At 75.2% G+C, this 22,316-nt stretch carries 2 protein-coding genes; both read left to right on the forward strand.

The genetic code is table 11. The features are described 5' to 3' along the window. Positions 1 to 40: 40 nt before the first annotated feature. A complete protein-coding gene (locus R4Z63_RS32150; protein WP_491522645.1) occupies positions 41 to 11,881 on the forward strand; it encodes an SDR family NAD(P)-dependent oxidoreductase in 11,841 nt (3,946 codons plus the stop codon). Between the two features lie 118 nt (positions 11,882 to 11,999). Next, entirely contained in the window at positions 12,000 to 22,292 is a 10,293-nt protein-coding gene (locus tag R4Z63_RS32155) for a type I polyketide synthase (RefSeq protein ID WP_491522624.1), read from the forward strand. Positions 22,293 to 22,316: the final 24 nt, after the last annotated feature.

Consider the following 22,316-nt stretch of genomic DNA (forward strand, 5'->3'; position numbering starts at 1 on the left):
CACCGACCCGACACGCGAACCAGGACGGCGGATCCCCATGGTGAACGACGACAAGCTGAGGGACTACCTCAAGCGCGTGACGGCGGACCTGCACCACACCCGCCGACGCCTGACCGAAGCCGAGGAAGCGGCCCGCGAACCGATCGCGGTCGTCGCGATGAGCTGCCGCTACCCCGGCGGCGTACGGTCCCCCGAGGACCTGTGGCGCCTGGTCACCGACGGGACCGACGCCATCACCGGCTTCCCCCGCGACCGCGGCTGGGACCTGGACCACCTCAACGACCCCGAACAACTCCGCGAGGGCACCAGCCACACCGCCCTCGGCGGCTTCCTCGACGACGTCGGCCACTTCGACCCCGGCTTCTTCGGGATCTCCCCGCGCGAAGCCCTCGCCATGGACCCGCAGCAGCGCCTCCTCCTGGAAACCACCTGGGAGGCGTTCGAACGGGCCGGCATCGACCCCGCCACCCTGCGCGGCAGCCGCACCGGCGTCTTCGCCGGAGTGATGTACCAGGACTACGCGGTACGGCTGCGCCGGGTCCCCGACGACGTGGCCGGCTACGTCGGCAGCGGCAGCTCCGACAGCGTCGCCTCGGGCCGCGTCGCCTACACCTTCGGCCTGGAGGGCCCGGCGGTCAGCATCGACACCGCCTGCTCCTCCTCCCTGGTCGCCATCCACCTCGCCGCCCAGGCCCTGCGGGCCGGCGACTGCACCCTGGCGCTGGCCGGGGGCGCGATGGTCATGTCGACACCCGTCCCATTCGTCGAGATGAGCCGCCAGGGCGGCCTGGCCCGGGACGGCCGCTGCAAGTCCTTCGCCGCCACCGCCGACGGCACCGGCTGGGGCGAGGGCGTCGGCATGCTCCTGCTGGAGCGCCTCTCCGACGCCCGCCGCCACGGACACCCGGTCCTCGCCCTGATCCGCGGCACCGCCGTCAACCAGGACGGCGCCAGCAGCCGGCTCACCGCCCCCAACGGTCCCGCCCAGCAGCGCGTCATCCGGCACGCCCTGGCCAACGCCGGACTCACCCCCGCCGACGTGGACGTGGTCGAGGCGCACGGCACCGGCACCCCGCTGGGCGACCCCATCGAGGCCCAGGCCCTGCTGGCCACCTACGGCCAGGACCGCGCGGACGGGCATCCGCTGCTGCTCGGCTCGCTCAAGTCCAACATCGGGCACACCCAGGCGGCGGCCGGCGTCGGCGGCGTCATCAAGACCGTCCTCGCCATGCGGCACGGCACCGTCCCGCCCACCCTGCACGCCGAGGACCCGTCCCCTCAGATCGACTGGACCGCGGGCGCCGTACGCCTGGTCACCGCGAACACCCCCTGGCCCGAGACCGGCCGCCCGCGCCGCGCCGCGGTCTCCTCCTTCGGCGTCAGCGGCACCAACGGACACGTCGTCCTGGAACAGGCCGACGAACCCGCCGACCCCGCAGAGCCGGCCGATGCGACTGCCCCCGTAGACACCGACGCCCCCTCCGGCCCCGGCACGCCGTCCCCCGTCCTGCCCTGGGTGCTCTCCGGGCGCACCGTCGAAGCGCTGCGCGTCCAGGCCGTACGGCTCCGCGACCACCTCGACGCCCACCCCGGGCCCGGCCCGGCCGAGATCGGCCACGCCCTTGCCACGACCCGCGCCGCGCACGAGCACCGGGCGGTCCTGATCGGCGCCCACCCCGACGAGTTCCGCGCCGGACTCGACGCCCTCGCGGCCGGCCGCCAGGCCCCCGGCCTGGTCCGCGGCACCGCCGGAACCGGCGGCGAAGTCGCCCTGGTCTTCCCCGGACAGGGCTCCCAGTGGGCCGGCATGGCCGTCGGACTCCTCGATTCCGCCCCCGCCTTCGCCGCCCGCATCGCGGACTGCGAACGCGCCCTGGCCCCCTTCGTGGACTGGTCCCTGGAAGCCGTCCTGCGCGGCGCCCCCCGCACCCCGCCCGCCGAACGCGTCGACGTGGTGCAGCCGGTGCTGTGGGCCGTCATGGTCTCCCTGGCCGAACTGTGGCGCTCCCACGGCATCACCCCCGGCGCCGTGATCGGCCACTCCCAGGGCGAGATCGCGGCCGCCTGCGTCGCGGGCGCCCTTTCCCTCGACGACGCCGCCCGGGTCGTCGCCCTACGCAGCCGGGCGATCCGCGCCCTCTCCGGCCGCGGCGGCATGGCCTCGGTGGCCCTGCCCGCCGCACAGGTCGCCCAACACCTCGCCCCGTGGGAGGGCAGGCTCTCCGTCGCCGCCGTCAACGGACCCGCCTCCACTGTGGTCTCCGGCGACACCGACGCCCTCGACGCGTTCCTCGAACAGGCCGCGGCCCTGGATATCCGCAGCCGCCGCATCCCCGTCGACTACGCCTCGCACAGCGCCCACGTCGAGGACATCCGCGCCGACCTGCTCGCCTGCCTCGACGGACTGGCCCCCCGCCCCGCCGCCATCCCCTTCTACTCCACCCTCACCGGCGGCCTGATGGAGGACACCACCGTCCTCGACGCCGACTACTGGTACCGCAACCTCCGCGGCACCGTCCGCTTCGAACAGGCCACCCGCGCCCTCCTCGCCGACGGCTACCAGGTCCTCCTGGAGAGCAGCCCGCACCCCGTCCTCACCGTCGGCGTCCTGGAGACCGCCGAGGACGCGGGCGCCGACGCCACCGCCCTCGGCACCCTGCGCCGCGACGACGGCGGACCGCGCCGCTTCACCGAGTCCCTGGCCGAACTCCACCTGCGCGGAGTCTCCCCGGACTGGGACACCGTCTTCGCCGGCCGCCGCCCCGGACGGGTGGAACTGCCCACCTACGCCTTCCAGCGAGCCCCCTACTGGCTGGAGGACGGCGCCGCGCCCGCCGCCGACGTCACCTCCGCCGGACTGACCCCCGCCGGCCATCCGCTGCTCGGCGCGGTCGTCGTCCTCGCCGACAGCGACGGCCTGCTCCTCACAGGCCGCCTCTCGGCCCGCACCCACCCGTGGCTCGCCGACCACGCCGTAGGCGGCCGGGCCCTGCTCCCGGGCACCGCGTTCCTGGAACTCGCGCTCCAGGCCGGAGCCCGAATCGGCTGCCCGCGGGTCGAGGAATTCACCCTCGAAGCACCCCTCGTGCTGCCCGAACACGGCGGCGCCGTGCTCCGGCTCACCGTCGGCGCCCCCGACCATCGGGGACACCGCCCGCTCAGCCTGCACTCCCGGCCGGACAGTCCGGCCGGCGGCGTCGCCGACGACGATGACGGCGAGTGGACCCGGCACGCCGAAGGCGTCCTGGCCCGCGACGGCGCGGACCAGACCGCGGCCGACGGCCCGATGCCCTGGCCGCCGCCCGGCGCCGAACCCCTCGCCCTCGACGGCCTGTACGAGCGCTACGCGGCGGGCGGATTCGCCTACGGCCCCGCCTTCCAGGGCCTGCGCGCGGCCTGGCGGCGCGGCGACGAACTGTTCGCCGAGGCCGTCCTGCCCGTCGGTCCCGCCTCCGACGCCGCCGCGTTCGGCCTGCACCCGGCCCTGCTGGACGCCGCCCTGCACGCCACTGGCGTGCCCGGCACCCCCGGCGCGGACGCCCACCCCGAGGGCCGGCTGCCGTTCTCCTGGAACGGCGTCACCCTGCACGCCACCGGCGCCGGCACGATCCGCGTCCGGATCGCCCCGGCCGGGCCCGACGCGGTCACCGTCGGCGTCGCCGACGCGACCGGCGCCCCCGTGGCGAGCATCGACGCCCTCGTCCTGCGGCCCGCCGGCACCGTACGCCTCGGCGCCGACCGCGCCGCCCACGGCCGCCGCCACCAGGACCTCTACACAACGGAATGGGTCACCGCGGCCCTGCGCGGAACCGGCGCACCCGTCCACCGCACCGCGGACCTGGCCGCGCTGTCGGCCGCCGTCGACGCCGGGGAGCCGGTTCCCGAAACGGTCCTCCTGACCTGCGCCGAACACCCGTCGGACCCGGCCGGCGGTCCGGCCGCGGCGGTCCGCGCCGCCGTCCACCAGGCCCTCGCCGACGTCCGCACCTGGCTCGCCGACGACCGCTTCGCCAACTCGCGCCTGGTGTTCGCCACCCGGGGCGCCGTCAGCGCCGGGGAGGACGTACGCAACCCCGCGCACAGCGCGCTCTGGGGCCTGGTCCGCTCGGCCCAGTCCGAGCACCCGGGGCGCTTCGCGCTGCTCGACCTCGACGCCGACGACGAACACGGCACCGCCGCGGGCGTCGACGCGGCCCTCGCCTCCGGAGAACCCGAGGCCGCCGTCCGCGGCGACGACGTCCGCGTACCCCGGCTGGCCAGGGTCCCGCGGAACGCCCCGGACACCGCGGACACCCCGGAAGGCGCGGCCGCACCCGTACGCGCCTTCGACCCCGACGGCACGGTCCTCATCACCGGCGGCACCGGCCTACTCGGCTCCCATGTCGCCCGCCGCCTGGTCACCGGGCACGGAGTGCGGCACCTGCTGCTGCTCTCCCGAAGCGGCCCGGCCGCCCCGGGAGCCGAGGCACTGCGTGCCGAACTCGCCGGACTGGGCGCCGAGACCGCCTTCGGGGCCTGCGACGTCGCCGACCGGACCGCCCTGGCCGCCGTCCTCGCGGACCTGCCGCCCGCACACCCGCTGACCGCCGTGATCCACACCGCGGGCACCCTCGACGACGGCGTCGTCACGGCACTCACCCCCGAACGGGTGGACGCCGTCCTGCGCCCCAAGGCCGACGCCGCCCTCCACCTGCACGAACTCACCCGCGACCGCGACCTCACGCACTTCGTGCTCTTCTCCTCCGCCGCGGGCACCTTCGGCGGCCCCGGACAGGCCAACTACGCCGCCGCCAATGCCTTCCTCGACGCCCTCGCCGCCCAACGCCGGGCGGCGGGCCTGCCCGGCCAGTCCCTGGCCTGGACCCTGTGGGCGCAGCCCAGCGCACTGACCGGACACCTGGACGAGGACGACGTACGACGTGTCGCCCGCTCCGGGATGCCGCCGCTCTCCACCGAGCGGGGACTCGCCCTGTTCGACACCGCCCTCACCGTGGACCGGGCCGCCCTGGTCCCGATGCGCCTCGACACCGCCGCCCTGAAGTCCGCGGCCGCGGACGGCACCTTGCCGCCGCTGCTGCGCGGCCTGGTGCGCACACCACCCCGCCGGGCGGCGACGGCCGCGACCGCGACGGCCGACGACAACGCCCTGCGCGGCCGGCTCGCGGCCCTCGACGGCGCCGGACGGACGCGGCTCCTCGTCCAACTCGTCCGCACCCACGCCGCGGCCGTCCTCGGCCACGCGACCTCGGACACCCTCGACCCCGGACGGGCCTTCCGCGAACTGGGCTTCGACTCGCTGGCCTCGGTCGAACTGCGCAACCGCCTAAACGCCGCCACCGGCCTGCGGCTGCCCGCCAGCCTGGTCTTCGACCACCCGACCCCGGCGGCGCTCGCGGACTTCCTGGCCGCCGGACTGACGGAGACGGACCCGGACACGGCCGCCGCGCCCGCGAGGCCGGCCGACGCCGACCGCGACCGGGACGCGGACGACGACCGGATCGCGATCGTCGCCGCGGCCTGCCGCCTCCCCGGCGGCATCCGCTCGCCCGAGGACCTGTGGCGGATGCTGGCCGAAGGCCGCGACGGCATCTCCGGGTTCCCCACCGACCGCGGCTGGAGCCTGGACACCCTCTACGACCCCGACCCGGACCGCGTCGGCACCTCCATCACCCGCGAGGGCGGCTTCCTCTACGACGCGGCCGACTTCGACGCGGAGTTCTTCGGCATCTCGCCGCGCGAAGCGGTGGCCATGGACCCGCAGCAGCGCCTGCTCCTGGAAACCACCTGGGAACTCTTCGAGCGCGCGGCCATCGACCCCGCCACCCTGCGCGGAGCCGCGGTCGGCACGTACGTCGGCCTGATGCAGCAGGACTACGCGGCCCGCCTGCTGCCCTACATCCCCGAGGACGTCGAAGGATTCCTCGGCACCGGCAACTCGGGCAGCATCGTCTCCGGACGCCTGGCCTACTTCTTCGGACTGGAAGGCCCCGCGGTCACCGTCGACACGGCCTGCTCGTCCTCCCTGGTCGCCCTGCACCTCGCCGTACGGGCGCTGCGGTCCGGCGAATGCTCCCTGGCCCTGGCCGGCGGCGTCAACGTGATGTGCAGCCCCGAACTCTTCGTCGAGTTCAGCCGGCAGGGCGGCCTGGCCCCCGACGGCCGCTGCAAGTCCTTCGCCGCGGCAGCCGACGGCACCGCCTTCGGCGAGGGCGTGGGCATGCTGCTGGTGGAGCGGTTGTCGGACGCGCGGCGGAACGGGCATCCGGTGCTGGCGGTGATCCGTGGTTCTGCGGTGAACCAGGACGGTGCGAGCAATGGGTTGACGGCGCCGAACGGTCCGTCGCAGCAGCGGGTGATCCGGGCGGCGTTGGCGGACGCGGGGTTGTCGGCTGCCGAGGTGGACGTGGTGGAGGCGCACGGTACGGGGACCCGGCTGGGTGACCCGATCGAGGCGCAGGCGTTGCTGGCGACGTACGGGCAGGGGCGTCCGGCGGACCGGCCTGTGTGGATCGGCTCGCTCAAGTCCAACATCGGACACGCCTCGGCAGCCGCCGGTGTCGCCGGGGTCATCAAATCGGTGCTGGCCCTGCGGCACGGAGTGATGCCGAAGACGCTGCACGTGGACGGCCCGACGCCCGAGGTGGACTGGTCGGCGGGAGCCGGCCAGTTGCTCACGGAGGCCCGTACGTGGGACGACGAGGGCCGTCCGCGACGGGCGGGCGTGTCCTCCTTCGGAGTCAGCGGCACCAACGCCCACGTCATCCTCGAACAGGCCCCAACAGAGGCCTCGGACACGCTGGCCGAGGGATCCGGAACACCGGAGACCGAGCCCGCCGCCATCCCCCTGCTCCTCTCGGCGCACACTCCGGAAGCGTTGCGCGCCCAGGCGGCGGCGCTGTCGGCCCGGATCACCGACGGTTCGGGTGCCCGCGCCACGGACGTGGCCTTCTCCCTGGCCGCCGGCCGCGGCGCGCTGGGACACCGCGCGGTGCTCGTGGGCACCGAGGACAACCTCGCCGAGCGCCTGAACGCACTGTCGCAGGGCGCCGTGATCTCCGACAGCGGGTTGGTCTCGGGTCGTGCGGTGTTGGTGTTTCCGGGGCAGGGGTCGCAGTGGGTGGGGATGGCTGCGGAGTTGTTGGCTGGGTCGGTGGTGTTTGCGGGGCGGATGGCGGAGTGTGAGCGGGCTTTGTCGCCGTTTGTGGATTGGTCGTTGGTGGAGGCGTTGGGGTCGGGGGAGTTGCTGGGGCGGGTTGATGTGGTGCAGCCGGTGTTGTGGGCTGTGATGGTGTCGTTGGCGGAGGTGTGGCGGTCGTTCGGTGTTGTTCCGGATGCGGTGGTGGGGCATTCGCAGGGTGAGATCGCGGCTGCGTGTGTGGCGGGTGGTTTGAGCCTGGAGGATGGGGCTCGGGTGGTGGCGTTGCGTTCGCGTGCGGTGGGGGTGTTGGCGGGTCGGGGTGGGATGGCGTCGGTGCCGCTGCCGGTGGACGCGGTACGGGAACGTCTTGCCGGGTGGACTGGTCGTCTGTCGGTGGCCGCGGTCAACGGGCCTTCCTCGACGGTGGTTTCGGGTGACGCGGACGCGGTGGCGGAGTGGGTGGACGGGCTGGTCGCCGAAGGCGTCCGGGCGCGTCTGATCGAGGTCGATTATGCGTCGCACTCCTTTCATGTGGATGAGATCCGTGAGCAGTTGCTTGCCGATCTGGCCGACCTCGCACCCGTCTCGGGTTCGGTGCCGTTCTTTTCGACGGTGACGGGTGGCTGGCTGGATACGAAGGCTCTGGATGCGGAGTACTGGTATCGGAACCTGCGGCAGACCGTCGAGTTCGGCAACGCCACGGACACGCTGCTCGGGGAGGGTTTCCGGTTCTTCGTGGAGCCGAGTGCGCATGCCGTGCTGTCGGTCGCGGTGGGGGAGTCGGTGGAGGCCGCGGGTGTGGACGCCGCGGTGCTGGGAACCCTGCGTCGTGGTGAGGGCGGTCTCGATCAGGTGCTGCGTGCGGTGGGCCGGGCCTGGGAGCGCGGTCTGGCGGTGGACTGGTCGGGGGCGTTCCCGGGCGGGCGGCGGGTCGAGCTGCCGACGTACGCCTTCCAACGCAGCCGCTACTGGCTGGACGTTCCGACGACGAGCTGGGATGTCGCCTCGGCGGGTCTCGCCACGACCGGGCACCCGCTGCTCGGTGCGGCGATGGAGGTCGCGGACTCCGGTGAGCTGCTGCTCAGCGGCCGGATCTCGCTGGACACCCACCCCTGGCTCGCCGACCACGCGGTGTCGGGCGTCGTCCTCTTCCCGGGCACGGCCTTTCTCGAACTCGCGCTGCGCGCCGCGGCCGAGGCGGACTGCCCGGTGGTCGAGGAACTCACCCTCGGATCGGCGCTCGTACTCCCCGGCGAGGGAGCCGTCCACCTTCAGCTGCGCGTCGCCGCGGCCGACGGCGACGGTCGCCGCGGGCTCAGCGTGTTCGCGCGGACGACGCGGGGCGCCGACGGGCCCTGGACCGAGCACGCCACCGGCACCCTGGCCCCCCGGCCCGTCGAGGACCCGGCCGCGGCCGGTCTGCTGAGTTGGCCGCCGTCCGGTGCCGAACCCGTGGACACCGACGACCTCTACGAGCGGTTCGCCGAGGCCGGCTACCACTACGGGCCCGCCTTCCGCGGCATCCGGGCCGCGTGGCTGCGCGGGGGCGAGGTGTTCGCCGAGGTGGTGCTGCCGGAGCCGCAGCACGCCGACGCCGCCGGATGCGCGCTGCACCCCGCGCTGCTGGACGCGGCCCTCCAGAGCGCCGCCCTGCTGCCCGACCGGGACGGCCGGGCCCGGCTGCCCTTCAGCTGGAACGGGGTGAGCTGTGGGATCGCCGGGGCCACCACGCTGCGCGTGCGGCTCGCCGCCGACGCGCCGGACGCCGTGACCCTGCACGCGCACGACCTGTCCGGGCGGCAGGTGCTCGGCGTGGAGTCCCTGCTGCTGCGGCCCCCGGCCGAGGGCGGGCCGCTCGCCGGGACCGCCCACGCCGACCTGTTGTACCGCCTCGACTGGACCCCGGCCACCGACCCGGCCACCGAGCGGGCCGGCAGCGCCGTGCCCGCCTGGGCGGCCCTCGGCGGTGCCGTGGCCGGGGCGGGGTCCTGGCAGGACCTCGACGCCCTGGCGGACGCCCTCGGGTCGGGCGCGGTGCTCCCCGAGGTGGTCGTGGCGGCCGTCGCCACCGCCGGTCTGCCCGACCCCGCCGACCGGGTGCGTGCCACCGCGCACCGCGGGCTGGCCCTCGTGCAGCAGTGGCTTGCCGACGAGCGGTTCGCCGAAGCGACGCTGGCCCTGCTCACCCGGGACGCGGTCCGGACCGGGCCGGTCGACCGGCCCGTCGATCCGGCCCAGGCCGCTCTGTGGGGCCTGGTGCGCAGCGCGCGGGCCGAGCATCCCGGGCGGTTCGTCCTCATCGACGCGGCCGGGACCGCCGACGCGGCGGACGTCCTGCCCGCCGCGCTCGCCGCCGGTGAACCGGAGCTGGCGCTGCGGGCCGGGACCGCGCTGCTGCCGCGGCTGGCCCGCGGCGGCCGTCCCGACGGGACGCTGTCCCTGCCGGACGGCGCCGCCTGGCGGCTCACCACCTACGGCCGGGGCGGCCTGGAGGACATCGCGGTGGAGCCCGTGCCCGCCGCCCTCGCCCCGCTGGGCAAGGGCGAGGTGCGGATCGCGGTCCGTGCCGCCGGGCTGAACTTCCACGACGTGATCGCCGCGCTCGGCCTGGACCCGGACCCCGAACAGCAGGGGCTGGGCAGCGAGGGCGCAGGGGTCGTCATCGAGGTGGGCCCGGGTGTGGAGGACCTGGCGCCCGGGGACCGGGTGATGGGCATCTTCAGGGGCGCGTTCGGCCCGACCGTCGTCGCCGACCGCCGGACCGTCGCCCGGATCCCGGCGGGCTGGTCCTTCGCCCGCGCCGCGTCCGTGCCCGTGGTGTTCCTCACCGCCTACTACGGCCTGTTCGATCTCGGCGGGCTGCGGCGCGGGCACTCCGTACTGGTCCACGCCGCGGCCGGCGGTGTCGGCATGGCGGCGGTGCAGCTGGCCCGGCATGCCGGGGCGCAGGTGTACGCGACCGCGTCTCCGGCCAAGTGGGACGTCCTGCGGGCCGACGGACTGGACGACGCGCACATCGCCTCGACCCGTACCACCGACTTCGCGGAGGCGTTCCTGACGGCCACCGGCGGGCGGGGCGTCGACGTGGTCCTGGACAGCCTGGCGCGGGAGTTCGTGGACGCGGGTCTGCGGCTGCTGCCGAACGGCGGCCGGTTCGTGGAGATGGGCAAGACCGACGTCCGCGACCCGGAGACGGTCGCCCGGCAGTACCCGGGGGTGCGCTACCGGGCGTTCGACCTGATGGAGGCCGGTCCGGAACGCATCGGCGAAATGCTCGCCGAGATCCTGGACCTGTTCGAGCAGGGGGTGCTGCGTCCGCTGCCCGTCACCGGCTGGGACGTCCGGCAGGCCCCGGCCGCGCTGCGCTCGCTCAGCCAGGCCCGGGGCACCGGCAAGAACGTCCTGCTGCTACCCGCTCCGCTCGACCCCGAAGGGACCGTCCTGGTCACCGGGGCCACCGGCACCCTGGGGCGGCTGCTGGCCCGGCACCTGGTCGTCGCGCACGGCACCCGGCACCTACTGCTGGCGGGTCGCCGGGGTGGCTCCGCCGACGGAATGCCCGAGCTGGTACGGGAGTTGACCGGGCTGGGGGCGTCGGTGACGGTCGCCGCCTGCGACGTCGCCGACCGCACCGCGCTCGCCGACCTGCTCGGCGCGGTGCCCGCCGGTCGTCCGCTGACCGCCGTCGTGCACGCGGCCGGGGTCCTCGACGACGCCACCATCGCCGGGCTGACCCCGGACCGACTCGACCGCGTTGTGCGGCCCAAGGCGGACGCGGCGCTCGCCCTGCACGACCTCACCCGGGACCTCGACCTCGCGGCGCTGGTCCTGTTCTCCTCGGGCGCCGCCCAGTTCGGCGCGGCCGGGCAGGCCAACTACGCCGCCGCCAACGCGGTCCTCGACGCACTCGCCGCCGAACGCCGCGCCGAGGGGCTGCCGGGTCTGTCCATCGGCTGGGGCCTGTGGGGGGAGCGCAGCGAGATGACCGCCGCGGTCACCGCGGGCCGGGGTGCCGGGGCGGGCGCGCTGACCTCGGCGGAGGGCCTGGCCCTGTTCGACGCGGCGCTGGACTCCCCGTACGCCTACCGGCTCGCGGCCAGGATCGCCCCGGCCGTGCTGCGGGCGGATGACCGGCTACCCGCGGTGCTGCGCGGCCTGGCCCGCCCGGCCCGTACCGGTACGGGCGGGTTCGCGGCACCGGCCCGCTCGATGGCGCAGCAGCTCGCCGAGCTGCCTGAGGCCGAGCTGTACCGGACCCTGCTCGACCTGGTGCGCGGCAACGCCGCCGCGGTGCTGGGCCACAGCTCGCCGGACCTGATCCGTCCGGCCCGCCCGTTCAAGGACGTCGGCTTCGACTCCCTCACCGGGGTCGAGTTACGCAACCGGCTGGTGTCCTCGACCGGGCTGCGGCTGCCCGCCGCGCTCGTCTTCGACCACCCCACACCGGAAGCCCTGGCCCGCCACCTCGCCGAGCGGACCGCCGCCGCCCGCCCCACCGGCGACGAGGCGGTCCGGGCCGGGCTCGACACCCTGGAGGCCCTGCTCGACGCGCTGCCGCCGGAGGGCATCAGCGACGAACTGGCCGCCCGCATACGGGACGTGCTGTCGCGCCCGCTGCCCGGCGGGACACCGCCCGCCGGCCCGGCCGCGGGCGACGCGGACGACCTGGCCCCCGAGCTGATCGAGGCGGCCAGCGACGACGAGATGTTCGACTACATCGACCGTCAGCTGGGCTCCGCATGACCGGCCGACCGGACCGCGCCGCCCGCGCCGCACCCGCCGTAGAAGCCGCACGCGCACCCCGCGCACCCCGAGACGAGACCCGAGCACGAGCAGCCCGAGACGAAAGCAGCGGTGTCCAGTGAGCGACCAGAGGATGCGCGACTACCTCAACCGGGTGACCATCGACCTGCGGGACACCCGGCAGCGCCTCCGGAAGGCCGAGGCCCGGAGCAGCGAGCCGATCGCGATCGTGGCGATGAGCTGCCGCTTCCCCGGCGGCGTCCGCACCCCGGAAGACCTGTGGGAGCTGCTCGCCGAAGGCCGCGACACCATCGGGCCCGTTCCCGGCGACCGGGGCTGGGAGGCCGCCTGGCCGGCCGGCGGCACGGTCCCCGGCCGGGGGGCGTTCCTGGACGGCGCGGCGGACTTCGACCCGGAATTCTTCGGCATCTCGCCCCGTGAGGCGGTCGCCATGGACCCGCAGCAGCGGCTGCTGCTGATGGCGTCCTGGGAGGCCGTCGAGCAGGCCGGCATCGACCCGCTCACCCTGCGGGGCAGCCGCACCGGCGTGTACGCGGCGGCCATCGACCAGGGGTACGCGACGCTGGGCGCCGGCGCCGCCGAAGCCGTCCAGGGGTTCCTGATGACGGGGAACTCGATGAGCGTGATGTCCGGGCGGGTGTCCTACGCGCTCGGCCTCGAAGGCCCCGCCGTCACCGTGGACACCGCCTGCTCGGCCTCGCTGGTGGCGCTGCACCTGGCGGCGCGGGCGCTGCGGGCCGGCGAGTGCTCGCTCGCGCTCGCCGGCGGGGTCAGCGTGATGGCGCTGCCCGCGGTGTTCGTCGAGTTCAGCCGGCAGGGCGCGATGTCCCCCGACGGCCGCTGCAAGCCGTTCGCGGCGGCGGCCGACGGCACCGGCTGGGGCGAGGGCGTGGGGATGCTGCTGCTGGAGCGGCTGTCCGACGCACGGCGCAACGGCCGTACGGTCCTGGCCGTACTGCGCGGCTCGGCGGTCAACCAGGACGGCGCCAGCAACGGCCTCACCGCCCCCAACGGCCCCTCCCAGCAGCGCGTCATCCGGGCCGCCCTCGCCGACGCGGGCCTCACCGCCCGAGACGTGGACGCGGTCGAGGCGCACGGCACCGGCACCACCCTCGGCGACCCGATCGAGGCCGACGCGCTGCTGGCCACGTACGGTCAGGATCGGCCCGCCGGACGGCCGCTGTGGCTCGGGTCGCTGAAGTCGAACATCGGGCACACCCAGGCCGCCGCCGGGGTCGCCGGGGTCATCAAGACCGTCCTCGCCCTCCGCCACGGCGTCCTGCCCCGCACCCTGCACGTGGACGCGCCCACCCCGCACGCCGACTGGTCCTCGGGCGCCGTCGAACTGCTCACCGAGACCCGCGACTGGCCCGCCGTCGACCGGCCGCGCCGGGCCGGTGTGTCCTCCTTCGGCATGAGCGGCACCAACGCGCACGTCGTCCTCGAACAGGCGCCGGAGCCGGAACCGGCCGCCGGGCAGGAACCCGCGGCCGGCGGCCCGGAACCCGCGGCCGATGCGGGCCGTCAGCCCGCCGCCGTGCTGCCCTGGGTGCTGTCCGGCCGTACCGCGGCCGCGCTCGGTGACCAGGCGGCCCGGCTGCGCGCCCACCTCGCCACGGACGCGCCCGCCCGGCCGGCCGACATCGGGTTCTCGCTGGCGACCACCCGGGCCGCCTTCGAACACCGGGCCGTGGTGATCGGCGACGGACACCCCGCCCTGCTGCACGGGCTCGCCGCCCTCTCCGTGCCGGACCTGGACCTCCCCGCCGGCACGGCCCCCGGCCCCGTCCCGGCCGTGCCCGCCGACGTCGTCACCGGCACCGGTCGGGTCGTCGAGGGCCGGACCGTCCTGGTGTTCCCCGGCCAGGGCTCCCAGTGGGCCGGCATGGCCCGGGACCTGCTCGCCACCAGCCCCGTCTTCCGGGACCGGCTCGCCGCCTGCGACGCGGCCCTCTCCGCCCACGTCGACTGGACGCTCCTCGACGTCCTGGACGGCGCGCCCGCGGCACCCTCCCTGGAACGGGTGGACGTGGTGCAGCCGGTGCTGTGGGCGGTGATGGTATCCCTCGCCGCGCACTGGGACTCCTGGGGCGTCCGGCCCGACGCCGTGGTCGGGCACAGCCAGGGCGAGATCGCCGCCGCCGTGGTGGCGGGAGCCCTGTCCCTGGAGGACGGCGCGACGGTCGTCGCCCTGCGCAGCCGGGCCATCCGGGCGCTGGCCGGACTCGGCGGCATGGTCGCCGTGTCCCTGTCCGAGGACCGGGTCCGCGCCGAGATCGCCCCCTGGGCCGAGAAGCTGTCCGTGGCCGCCGTCAACGGGCCCGCCGCCGTGGTCGTCTCGGGGGAGACCGGGGCACTCGCCGAACTGCTCACCCACTGCGCGACCCGGGGCGTACGGGCCAGGGCGGTCCCCGTCGACTATGCCTCGCACTCGGCGCAGGTCGAGCGGATCAGGTCCGAGGTGCTGGCCGCGCTGGCCGGCGTACGCCCGCTGGCGGCCCGCATCCCGCTGTTCTCCACCGTCACCGGCGACCGGCTCGACACCACGGCCATGGACGCCGACTACTGGTACCGCAACCTCCGCGGCACCGTCCGCTTCGACGCGGCCGTACGTTCCCTCGTCGAGCAGGGCCACGAGGTCTTCGTCGAGGTGTCGCCGCACCCGGTGCTGACCATGGCCCTCCAGGACACCGCCGAGGCCACCGGCGTCGCGGAGCCGCCGGTCGTCGTCGGCACCCTGCGCCGCGACGACGGCGGACTGCGCCGGGCGCTGCGCTCGGCGGCCGAACTGTGGGTGGCGGGTGCGGCCGTCGACTGGTCCGCGGTGTTCGCCGGCACCGGCGCCCGCCCCACGGCCCTGCCCGGATACCCCTTCCAGCTGCGGCGCTACTGGCTGGAGCCAGAGGAGTCGCCCGACGCCCGCCCGGCCGCCGACCCGCACGACACCGCCTTCTGGCACATGATCGACCACGAGGCCCCGGCCGAGATCGCCGCCCACCTGGCCGTCGACCAGGACGCCCTCGCCCCCGTCCTGCCCGCCCTGCGCGACTGGCGCCGGCAGCGGCGCGACGAGAGCATCATCGACTCCTGGCGCTACCGCATCGACTGGCAGCCCCTGCCCGACCCGCCCGCCGCCACGACCGCAGGCACCTGGCTCGTCGTACTGCCCGCCGGACACGGCGACGACGAACGGGTCCGCGGCCCGGTCCTGGCCCTCACCGAAGCGGGCGCCACCGTCGTGACGGCCGAAGCCAGCGCCGGCGCCGTCCGCCGCGCGGACCTCGCGGACACCCTCGCCGTCGCGCTCGGCGACCGCGTCCCGACCGGCGTGCTCTCGCTGCTCGCCATCGCCGACCGGCCCCACCCGAACCACCCGGCCCTGCCCACCGGAACGGCCCTCACCGTCGCCCTCGTCCAGGCCCTGGGCGACCTCGCCCTCACGGCACCCCTCTGGTGCGCCACCACCGGAGCCGTGTCCACGGGCGCGGACGACCCGGTCACCCACCCTCGCCAGGCGCTGGTCTGGGGCACCGGACTGGTGGCCGCGCTCGAACTGTCCGCCCGCTGGGGCGGACTCGTCGACCTGCCGTCGGACCTCGACGCCCGCGCCCGGACCCGGCTCGCCGCCGTCCTCACGGCCTCCGGCGCGGGCCCCGGCCCGGACGGCGGCACCGGCCGCGAGGACCAGCTCGCCCTGCGCGCCTCCGGCCTGCTGGCCCGCCGCCTCCGCCACGCCCCCCGGAACGACGGCCGTACGAAGCCCTGGAAGCCCCGCGGCACCGTCCTGCTGACCGGCGGCACTGGCGCCGTCGGCCCGCACCTCGCCCGCTGGCTCGCACGCAGCGGCGCCACCCACCTCGTCCTGCCGGGCCGCCGCGGCCCCCAGGCACCCGGCGCGGCCGAACTCGCCGCCGAACTCGACGCCCTCGGCGTACGGCTCACCCTGCCCGTCTGCGACCTGGCGGACCGCCAGGACGTGGCGGCGCTGCTCAACGGCCTGGAGACGGCGGGCGACCCGGTCACCGCCGTCGTCCACGCCGCCGCCTTCGTCGCGCTCGCACCGCTCGACGGCACACCCATGTCCGCGTTCGAACAGATCGTCGCCGCCAAGGCCTCCGGAGCCGAACACCTCGACGCCCTCCTCGACCGGAAACTGGACGCCTTCGTCCTGTTCTCCTCCATCGCCGGAGTCTGGGGCAGCGGCGACCATGGCGCCTACGCCGCGGCCAACGCCTACCTCGGCGCCCTCGCCCAGCACCGCCGGGCCCGCGGCCTCACCGCCACCACCGTCGACTGGGGCATCTGGCAGGCCGAGAACCCGTGGCAGGACCGCATCGCCGGAGAAGACGCCGACCTGTTCAAACTGGAGCAGCACGGCCTGCCCCGGATCGCCCCCGACCTCGCCGTCCACGCCCTGCAACAGGCACTGGACGACGACGAGACCGTACTCGCCGTCGCCGACGTCGACTGGGAGCGGTTCGCCGCTGTCTTCACCTCCACCCGCCCCAGCCCGCTGCTCACCGGCATCCCCGAAGCCCGCCGCGCCCTGGACGAGACGACCGGCGACACCGAGGCACCCGCCGCCGCACAGCTGCGGCAACGGCTCGCCGCCCTCGGCGCATCCGAACAGCGGCGCCTGCTGCTCGACCTGGTCCGCACCCACGCCGCCGCCGTCCTCGGCCACCCCACCGTGGACGCGATCCGGCCCGGCAAGGCCTTCCAGGACATGGGATTCGCCTCCCTCACCGCGGTCGAACTCCGCAACCGGCTCAACACCGCCACCGGACTGCGGCTGCCGTCCACCCTGATCTTCGACCACCCCTCGTCCACCGCCCTCGCCGAGGAGATCCGCGCGGAACTCCTCGGCCTGCAGACCGCCACGGCGCATACCGACCCCTCGGGCACCGCCGCGCCCGCCCCCGTACCCGACGACGAGCCGATCGCGATCGTGTCCATGGCCTGCCGCTTCCCCGGCGGCATCGGTACCCCCGAAGACCTGTGGCGGCTGCTCGCCGAAGGCGGCGACGCCGTCTCGGACTTCCCCACCGACCGCGGCTGGGACATCGAAGCGCTCTACGACCCCGACCCCGACCACCCCGGCACCTCCACCACCCGGCGCGGCGGCTTCCTGCACGACGCTGCCGACTTCGACGCCGAATTCTTCGGCATCTCCCCGCGCGAAGCGGTGGCCATGGACCCCCAGCAGCGGATGCTCCTGGAAACCACCTGGGAAGCCATCGAGCGCGCCGCCATCGACCCCGTCGCCCTGCGTGGCAGCCGCACCGGAGTGTTCACCGGCGTCAACTACGCCGACTACGCCGCCGTCGTCGCCCAGTCGGAAGAAGGCGACGGCCACCTCCTCACCGGTAGCGCCCCCAGTGTCGTGTCCGGCCGGGTCGCCTACACCCTGGGCCTGGAGGGCCCCGCCGTGACCATCGACACGGCCTGCTCCTCCTCCCTCGTCGCGATGCACCTCGCCGGCCGGGCCCTGCGCGGCGGAGACTGCTCCCTCGCCCTGGTCGGTGGCGTCGCCGTGATGGCCACCCCCGGCGCCTTCATCAGCTTCTCCCGTCAGCGCGGACTCGCCGAGGACGGCCGCTGCAAGGCCTTCTCAGACGACGCGGACGGCATGGGCATGGGCGAAGGCGTCGGCGTCCTGCTGCTGGAACGCCTCTCGGACGCCCGGCGCAACGGGCACCCGGTGCTGGCCGTGGTCCGTGGTTCGGCCACCAACCAGGACGGCGCCAGCAACGGCCTCTCCGCGCCCAGCGGCCCGTCGCAGCAGCGGGTCATCCGGGCGGCGCTCGCGGACGCGGGCCTGACGGCGTCCGAGGTGGACGTGGTGGAGGCGCACGGCACCGGCACCACCCTCGGCGACCCCATCGAGGCGCAGGCCCTGCTGGCGACGTACGGCCAGGACCGGCCCGCCGACCGGCCCCTGCTGGTCGGCTCGCTCAAGTCCAACCTTGGCCACGCCCAGGCGGCATCGGGCGTGGCAGGGGTCATCAAGACGGTGCTGTCCATGCGGCACGGCGAGGTGCCCCGCACCCTGCACGTCGGCAGGCCGTCCGGCCACGTCGACTGGACCCGCGGCGCGCTCGCCCTCGCGACCGAGCAGCAGCTCTGGCCGGCGCACGACCGCCCGTACCGGGCCGGTGTGTCCTCCTTCGGCCTCAGCGGTACCAACGTCCACACCATCCTCGAACACACCCCCTTTGAGGACGACGGCCCGCCGGTCGCCCGCACGCCGCTGCCCGCGGTGCCCTGGCTGCTGTCGGCCAAGAGCCCGCAGGCCCTGCGGGCCCAGGCCGACCGCCTGCGCCGCCACCTCGACGGCAGCCCCGCAGCGGACCCCCGCGACATCGGCTCCGCGCTGAACGCCCGCACCTCCTTCGAGCACCGCAAAGCCCTGATCGGCGACGCAGACCGACTCCGCACCCTGCTGGACCACCTGGCCGACGCCGACGCCGACGCACAGGCCTGGGACGGCGGGCGCACGGTGGACGGCCGCACGGTGTTGGTGTTTCCGGGTCAGGGTTCGCAGTGGGTGGGGATGGCTGCGGAGTTGTTGGCTGGGTCGGTGGTGTTTGCGGGGCGGATGGCGGAGTGTGAGCGGGCTTTGTCGCCGTTTGTGGATTGGTCGTTGGTGGAGGCGTTGGGGTCGGGGGAGTTGCTGGGGCGGGTTGATGTGGTGCAGCCGGTGTTGTGGGCTGTGATGGTGTCGTTGGCGGAGGTGTGGCGGTCGTTCGGTGTTGTTCCGGATGCGGTGGTGGGGCATTCGCAGGGTGAGATCGCGGCTGCGTGTGTGGCGGGTGGTTTGAGCCTGGAGGATGGGGCTCGGGTGGTGGCGTTGCGTTCGCGTGCGGTGGGGGTGTTGGCGGGTCGGGGTGGGATGGCGTCGGTGCCGCTGCCGGTGGACGCGGTACGGGAGCGGATCGCCGGGTGGGATGGTCGTCTGTCGGTGGCGGCGGTGAACGGACCTTCGTCCACGGTGGTGTCGGGTGATGCGGATGCGGTTGCGGAACTGGTGGCGGAGTTCGTGGAGGAGGGGGTGCGGGCGCGTGTGATCGAGGTCGATTACGCCTCGCATTCTTCGCATGTGGAGGAGATTCGTGAGCAGTTGCTCGCGGATCTGGCCGGGGTGGCGCCGGGCTCGGGTTCGGTGCCGTTCTTTTCGACGGTGACGGGTGGCTGGCTGGATACGAAGGCTCTGGATGCGGAGTACTGGTATCGGAACCTGCGGCAGACCGTCGAGTTCGGCAACGCCACGGACACGCTGCTCGGGGAGGGTTTCCGGTTCTTCGTGGAGCCGAGCGCGCATGCCGTGCTGTCGGTCGCGGTGGGGGAGTCGGTGGAGGCGGCGGGTGTGGACGCCGCGGTGCTCGGCACTCTGCGTCGTGGTGAGGGTGGTCTCGATCAGGTGCTGCGCGCGGTGGGCCGGGCCTGGGAGCGCGGTCTGGCGGTGGACTGGTCGGGGGCGTTCCCGGGGGCGCGGCGGGTCGAGCTGCCGACGTACGCCTTCCAACGCAGCCGCTACTGGCCCGAGCCGGCGCCCACCGCGGCGGCCGATGTGGGTGCGGCCGGGCTCGACCCGGCCGACCACCCCGTCCTCGGGGCGGCCATCGAGCTGGCGGACACGGGCGAACTGCTGCTCAGCCGGAGGCTGTCGCTGCGTACGCACCCCTGGCTCGCCGACCACGCCGTGGCCGGAACGGTCCTGCTCCCCGGGGCGGCCTTCGCGGAACTGGCCGTAAGCGCCGCGGATGAGGTCGGCTGCCACACGGTCGAGGAACTGACGCTCCAGACACCGCTGTTGATTCCCGCCGACACCGCCGTACGGCTGCAAGTGCGGGTCGGCGCCGAGGACGCGCACGGCAGCCGCTCCCTGGATCTGTTCTCCTGCCGCGAGGACGCGGCGACCCCGCAGTGGACCGCGCACGCGACCGGCGCACTCACCGCCGACGCCACGCCGCGCAAGCCCGCGCCCGCACCCGACGACGCCGGTTCCTGGCCCCCGCCCGGGGCCGACCCGATCCCGGTCGACGACCTGTACGAGCGGTTCGACGCTTCCGGCTACAGCTACGGACCCGCCTTCCGCGGGGTCACCACCGCCTGGCGCCGGGGCGATGAGGTCTTCACCGAGGTGCGCCTGCCCCAGGACCAGCACCGGTCCGCCTCCGCCTTCGGCGTGCACCCGGCGCTGCTGGACGCAGCCCTCCAGGGACTGTTCCTGCGTGCTGATCCGGAGGCCGGACCGGGTCTGGAGCGTCCTTCCGCCGGACTGCCGTTCTCCTGGAGCGGAGTCAGGCTGCACGCCTCCGGCGCCACCGCGCTCCGGGTACGGCTCGGCTTCCGGCCGGACGGGTCGGTGTCGATCGACGCGGCCGACCCGAACGGCCTCCCGGTCGCGTCCGTCGAGGCGCTCGCCGTCCGCCCGATCGACCTCGACGCCCTCCGCCCCGGCGGCCCTGAATCCCTCTACCGGCTGGAGTGGTCGGCGGCGCCCGTCGGCGCACCCGGCGACCCGCTCGGACACTGGACCGTCCTCGGGGGCCCGGACCTCTTCCCGGACAGCCATCCGGACCTGGCCGCGCTCGCCGCCGCGGTCGACGGCGGAGCTCCGTCGCCCGCCGCGGTGCTGGCCTGGTGCGACCACACCCCGCAGCTCCCGTCCCCGCCCGACGCCGCGTCCGTGCACGCCGCGCTGGACGATGCCCTGCGGCTCATCCAGGAATGGCTGGCCGACCCGCGGTGGGACGACGGCACCCGGCTCGTCCTCGTCACCCGGGGCGCGGTCGCCACGGCGGCCGGTGAGGACGTCACCGACCTCACCGGTGCCACGGTCCGCGGGCTCGTCCGCTCCGCCCAGTCCGAGCACCCGGACCGCTTCCTGCTCATCGACACCGACGACCCGGCCGCCGTGACCGGCCTGCTGCCCCGGGCCCTGGCCGCAGCCGAACCCCAGCTGGCCATACGCGACGGAGAACTCCTCGCCGCCCGCCTCACCAGGGCCACCAGCCCCTCGGACCCGGACCCGGACCCCGAGACGCCGTCCGGTATCGCCGCCGCAGGCGGAACCGTCCTCGTCACCGGGGCCGGCGGAGCCCTCGGCAGCCTGGTGGCGCAGCACCTCGTGACCGTGCACGGGGTGCGGAACCTGCTGCTCGTCGGTAGGCGCGGCGCCGATACCCCGGGCCTCGCCGACCTCGCGGCCGCACTGCGCGGACTCGGCGCCCTGGCGGACGTGGCAGCCTGTGACGTCGCGGACCGGGACGCCCTCGCCGCCCTGCTCGCCGCGATCCCCGCCGAGCGTCCGCTGAGCGCGGTCGTGCACGCGGCCGGCGTCCTGGACGACGGAACGGTCGAGTCGCTGACCCCCGAGCGGATGGGCCACGTACTGCGGCCCAAGGTCGACGCCGCCCTCCACCTGCACGCCCTCACCCGCGACCTGCCGCTGTCCGCCTTCGTCCTGTTCTCCTCCGCGTCCGCCACGGTCGGCAACGCCGGACAGGGCAACTACGCGGCAGCCAACGCCTTCCTCGACGCGCTCGCCCAGCAGCGCCGGGCCCGGCAGTTGCCCGCCCAGTCCCTCGCCTGGGGCCTGTGGGAGCGCCGCGGCGCCATGACCGGCACGCTCACCGCCGCCGACCTGCGGCGCATGTCCCGGGACGGCACCGCGGCCATCGGCAGCAACGAGGGCCTGGCCCTGCTCGACGCGGCGCTCACCCTCGACGAACCGCTGCTCGTCCCGGTCAAGATCGACCTCGGCCGGCTGCGGACGGCCGCCCGGACCGCACCCGTCCCGGCCCTGCTCTCCGGCCTCGTCCCCGGCACCGCACGCCGCCCGGCCTCCGGAGCGGACGCCGCCGAAGCGGACTCGCTGCGCCGCAGGCTCACCGCCCTCACGTCCGAGGAACGCGTCGCCACCCTGCTCGAACTGGTACAGGGCCGGGTCGCGGACGTCCTCGGCCACGGCGGAGCCGGGACCGTCGACCCCGACCAGGCGTTCAAGGACCTCGGCTTCGACTCGCTCACCTCGGTCGAACTCCGCAACCGGCTCAGCGCCGCCACCGGCCGCCGGCTGCCCGCGACCCTGGTCTTCGACCACCCCACCCCGGCCGCCGTCGCCGGCTACCTCGCCGGGCGCCTCGTACCCGACGCACCCGGCGGCACGGGGACGGCAGGAACGGCAAGAACGGCGGACCCCGGGGACCACGAGATCAGCTCGCTGCTCGCCACTATCCCGCCCGCCGCACTGCGCCGGGCAGGCCTGCTCGACGCCCTCCTGAGCCTCGCCGACCGGCCGGAGACACCGGCCCCCGCCGCCGACATCGACGGCATGGCCGTCGACGACCTCGTCCGGATGGCCCTGGGCGGCACACGTGACTGACCGACAGCCGCAGAAGGAGAAGCC

The organism is Streptomyces sp. PL-29 (assembly GCF_058344425.1).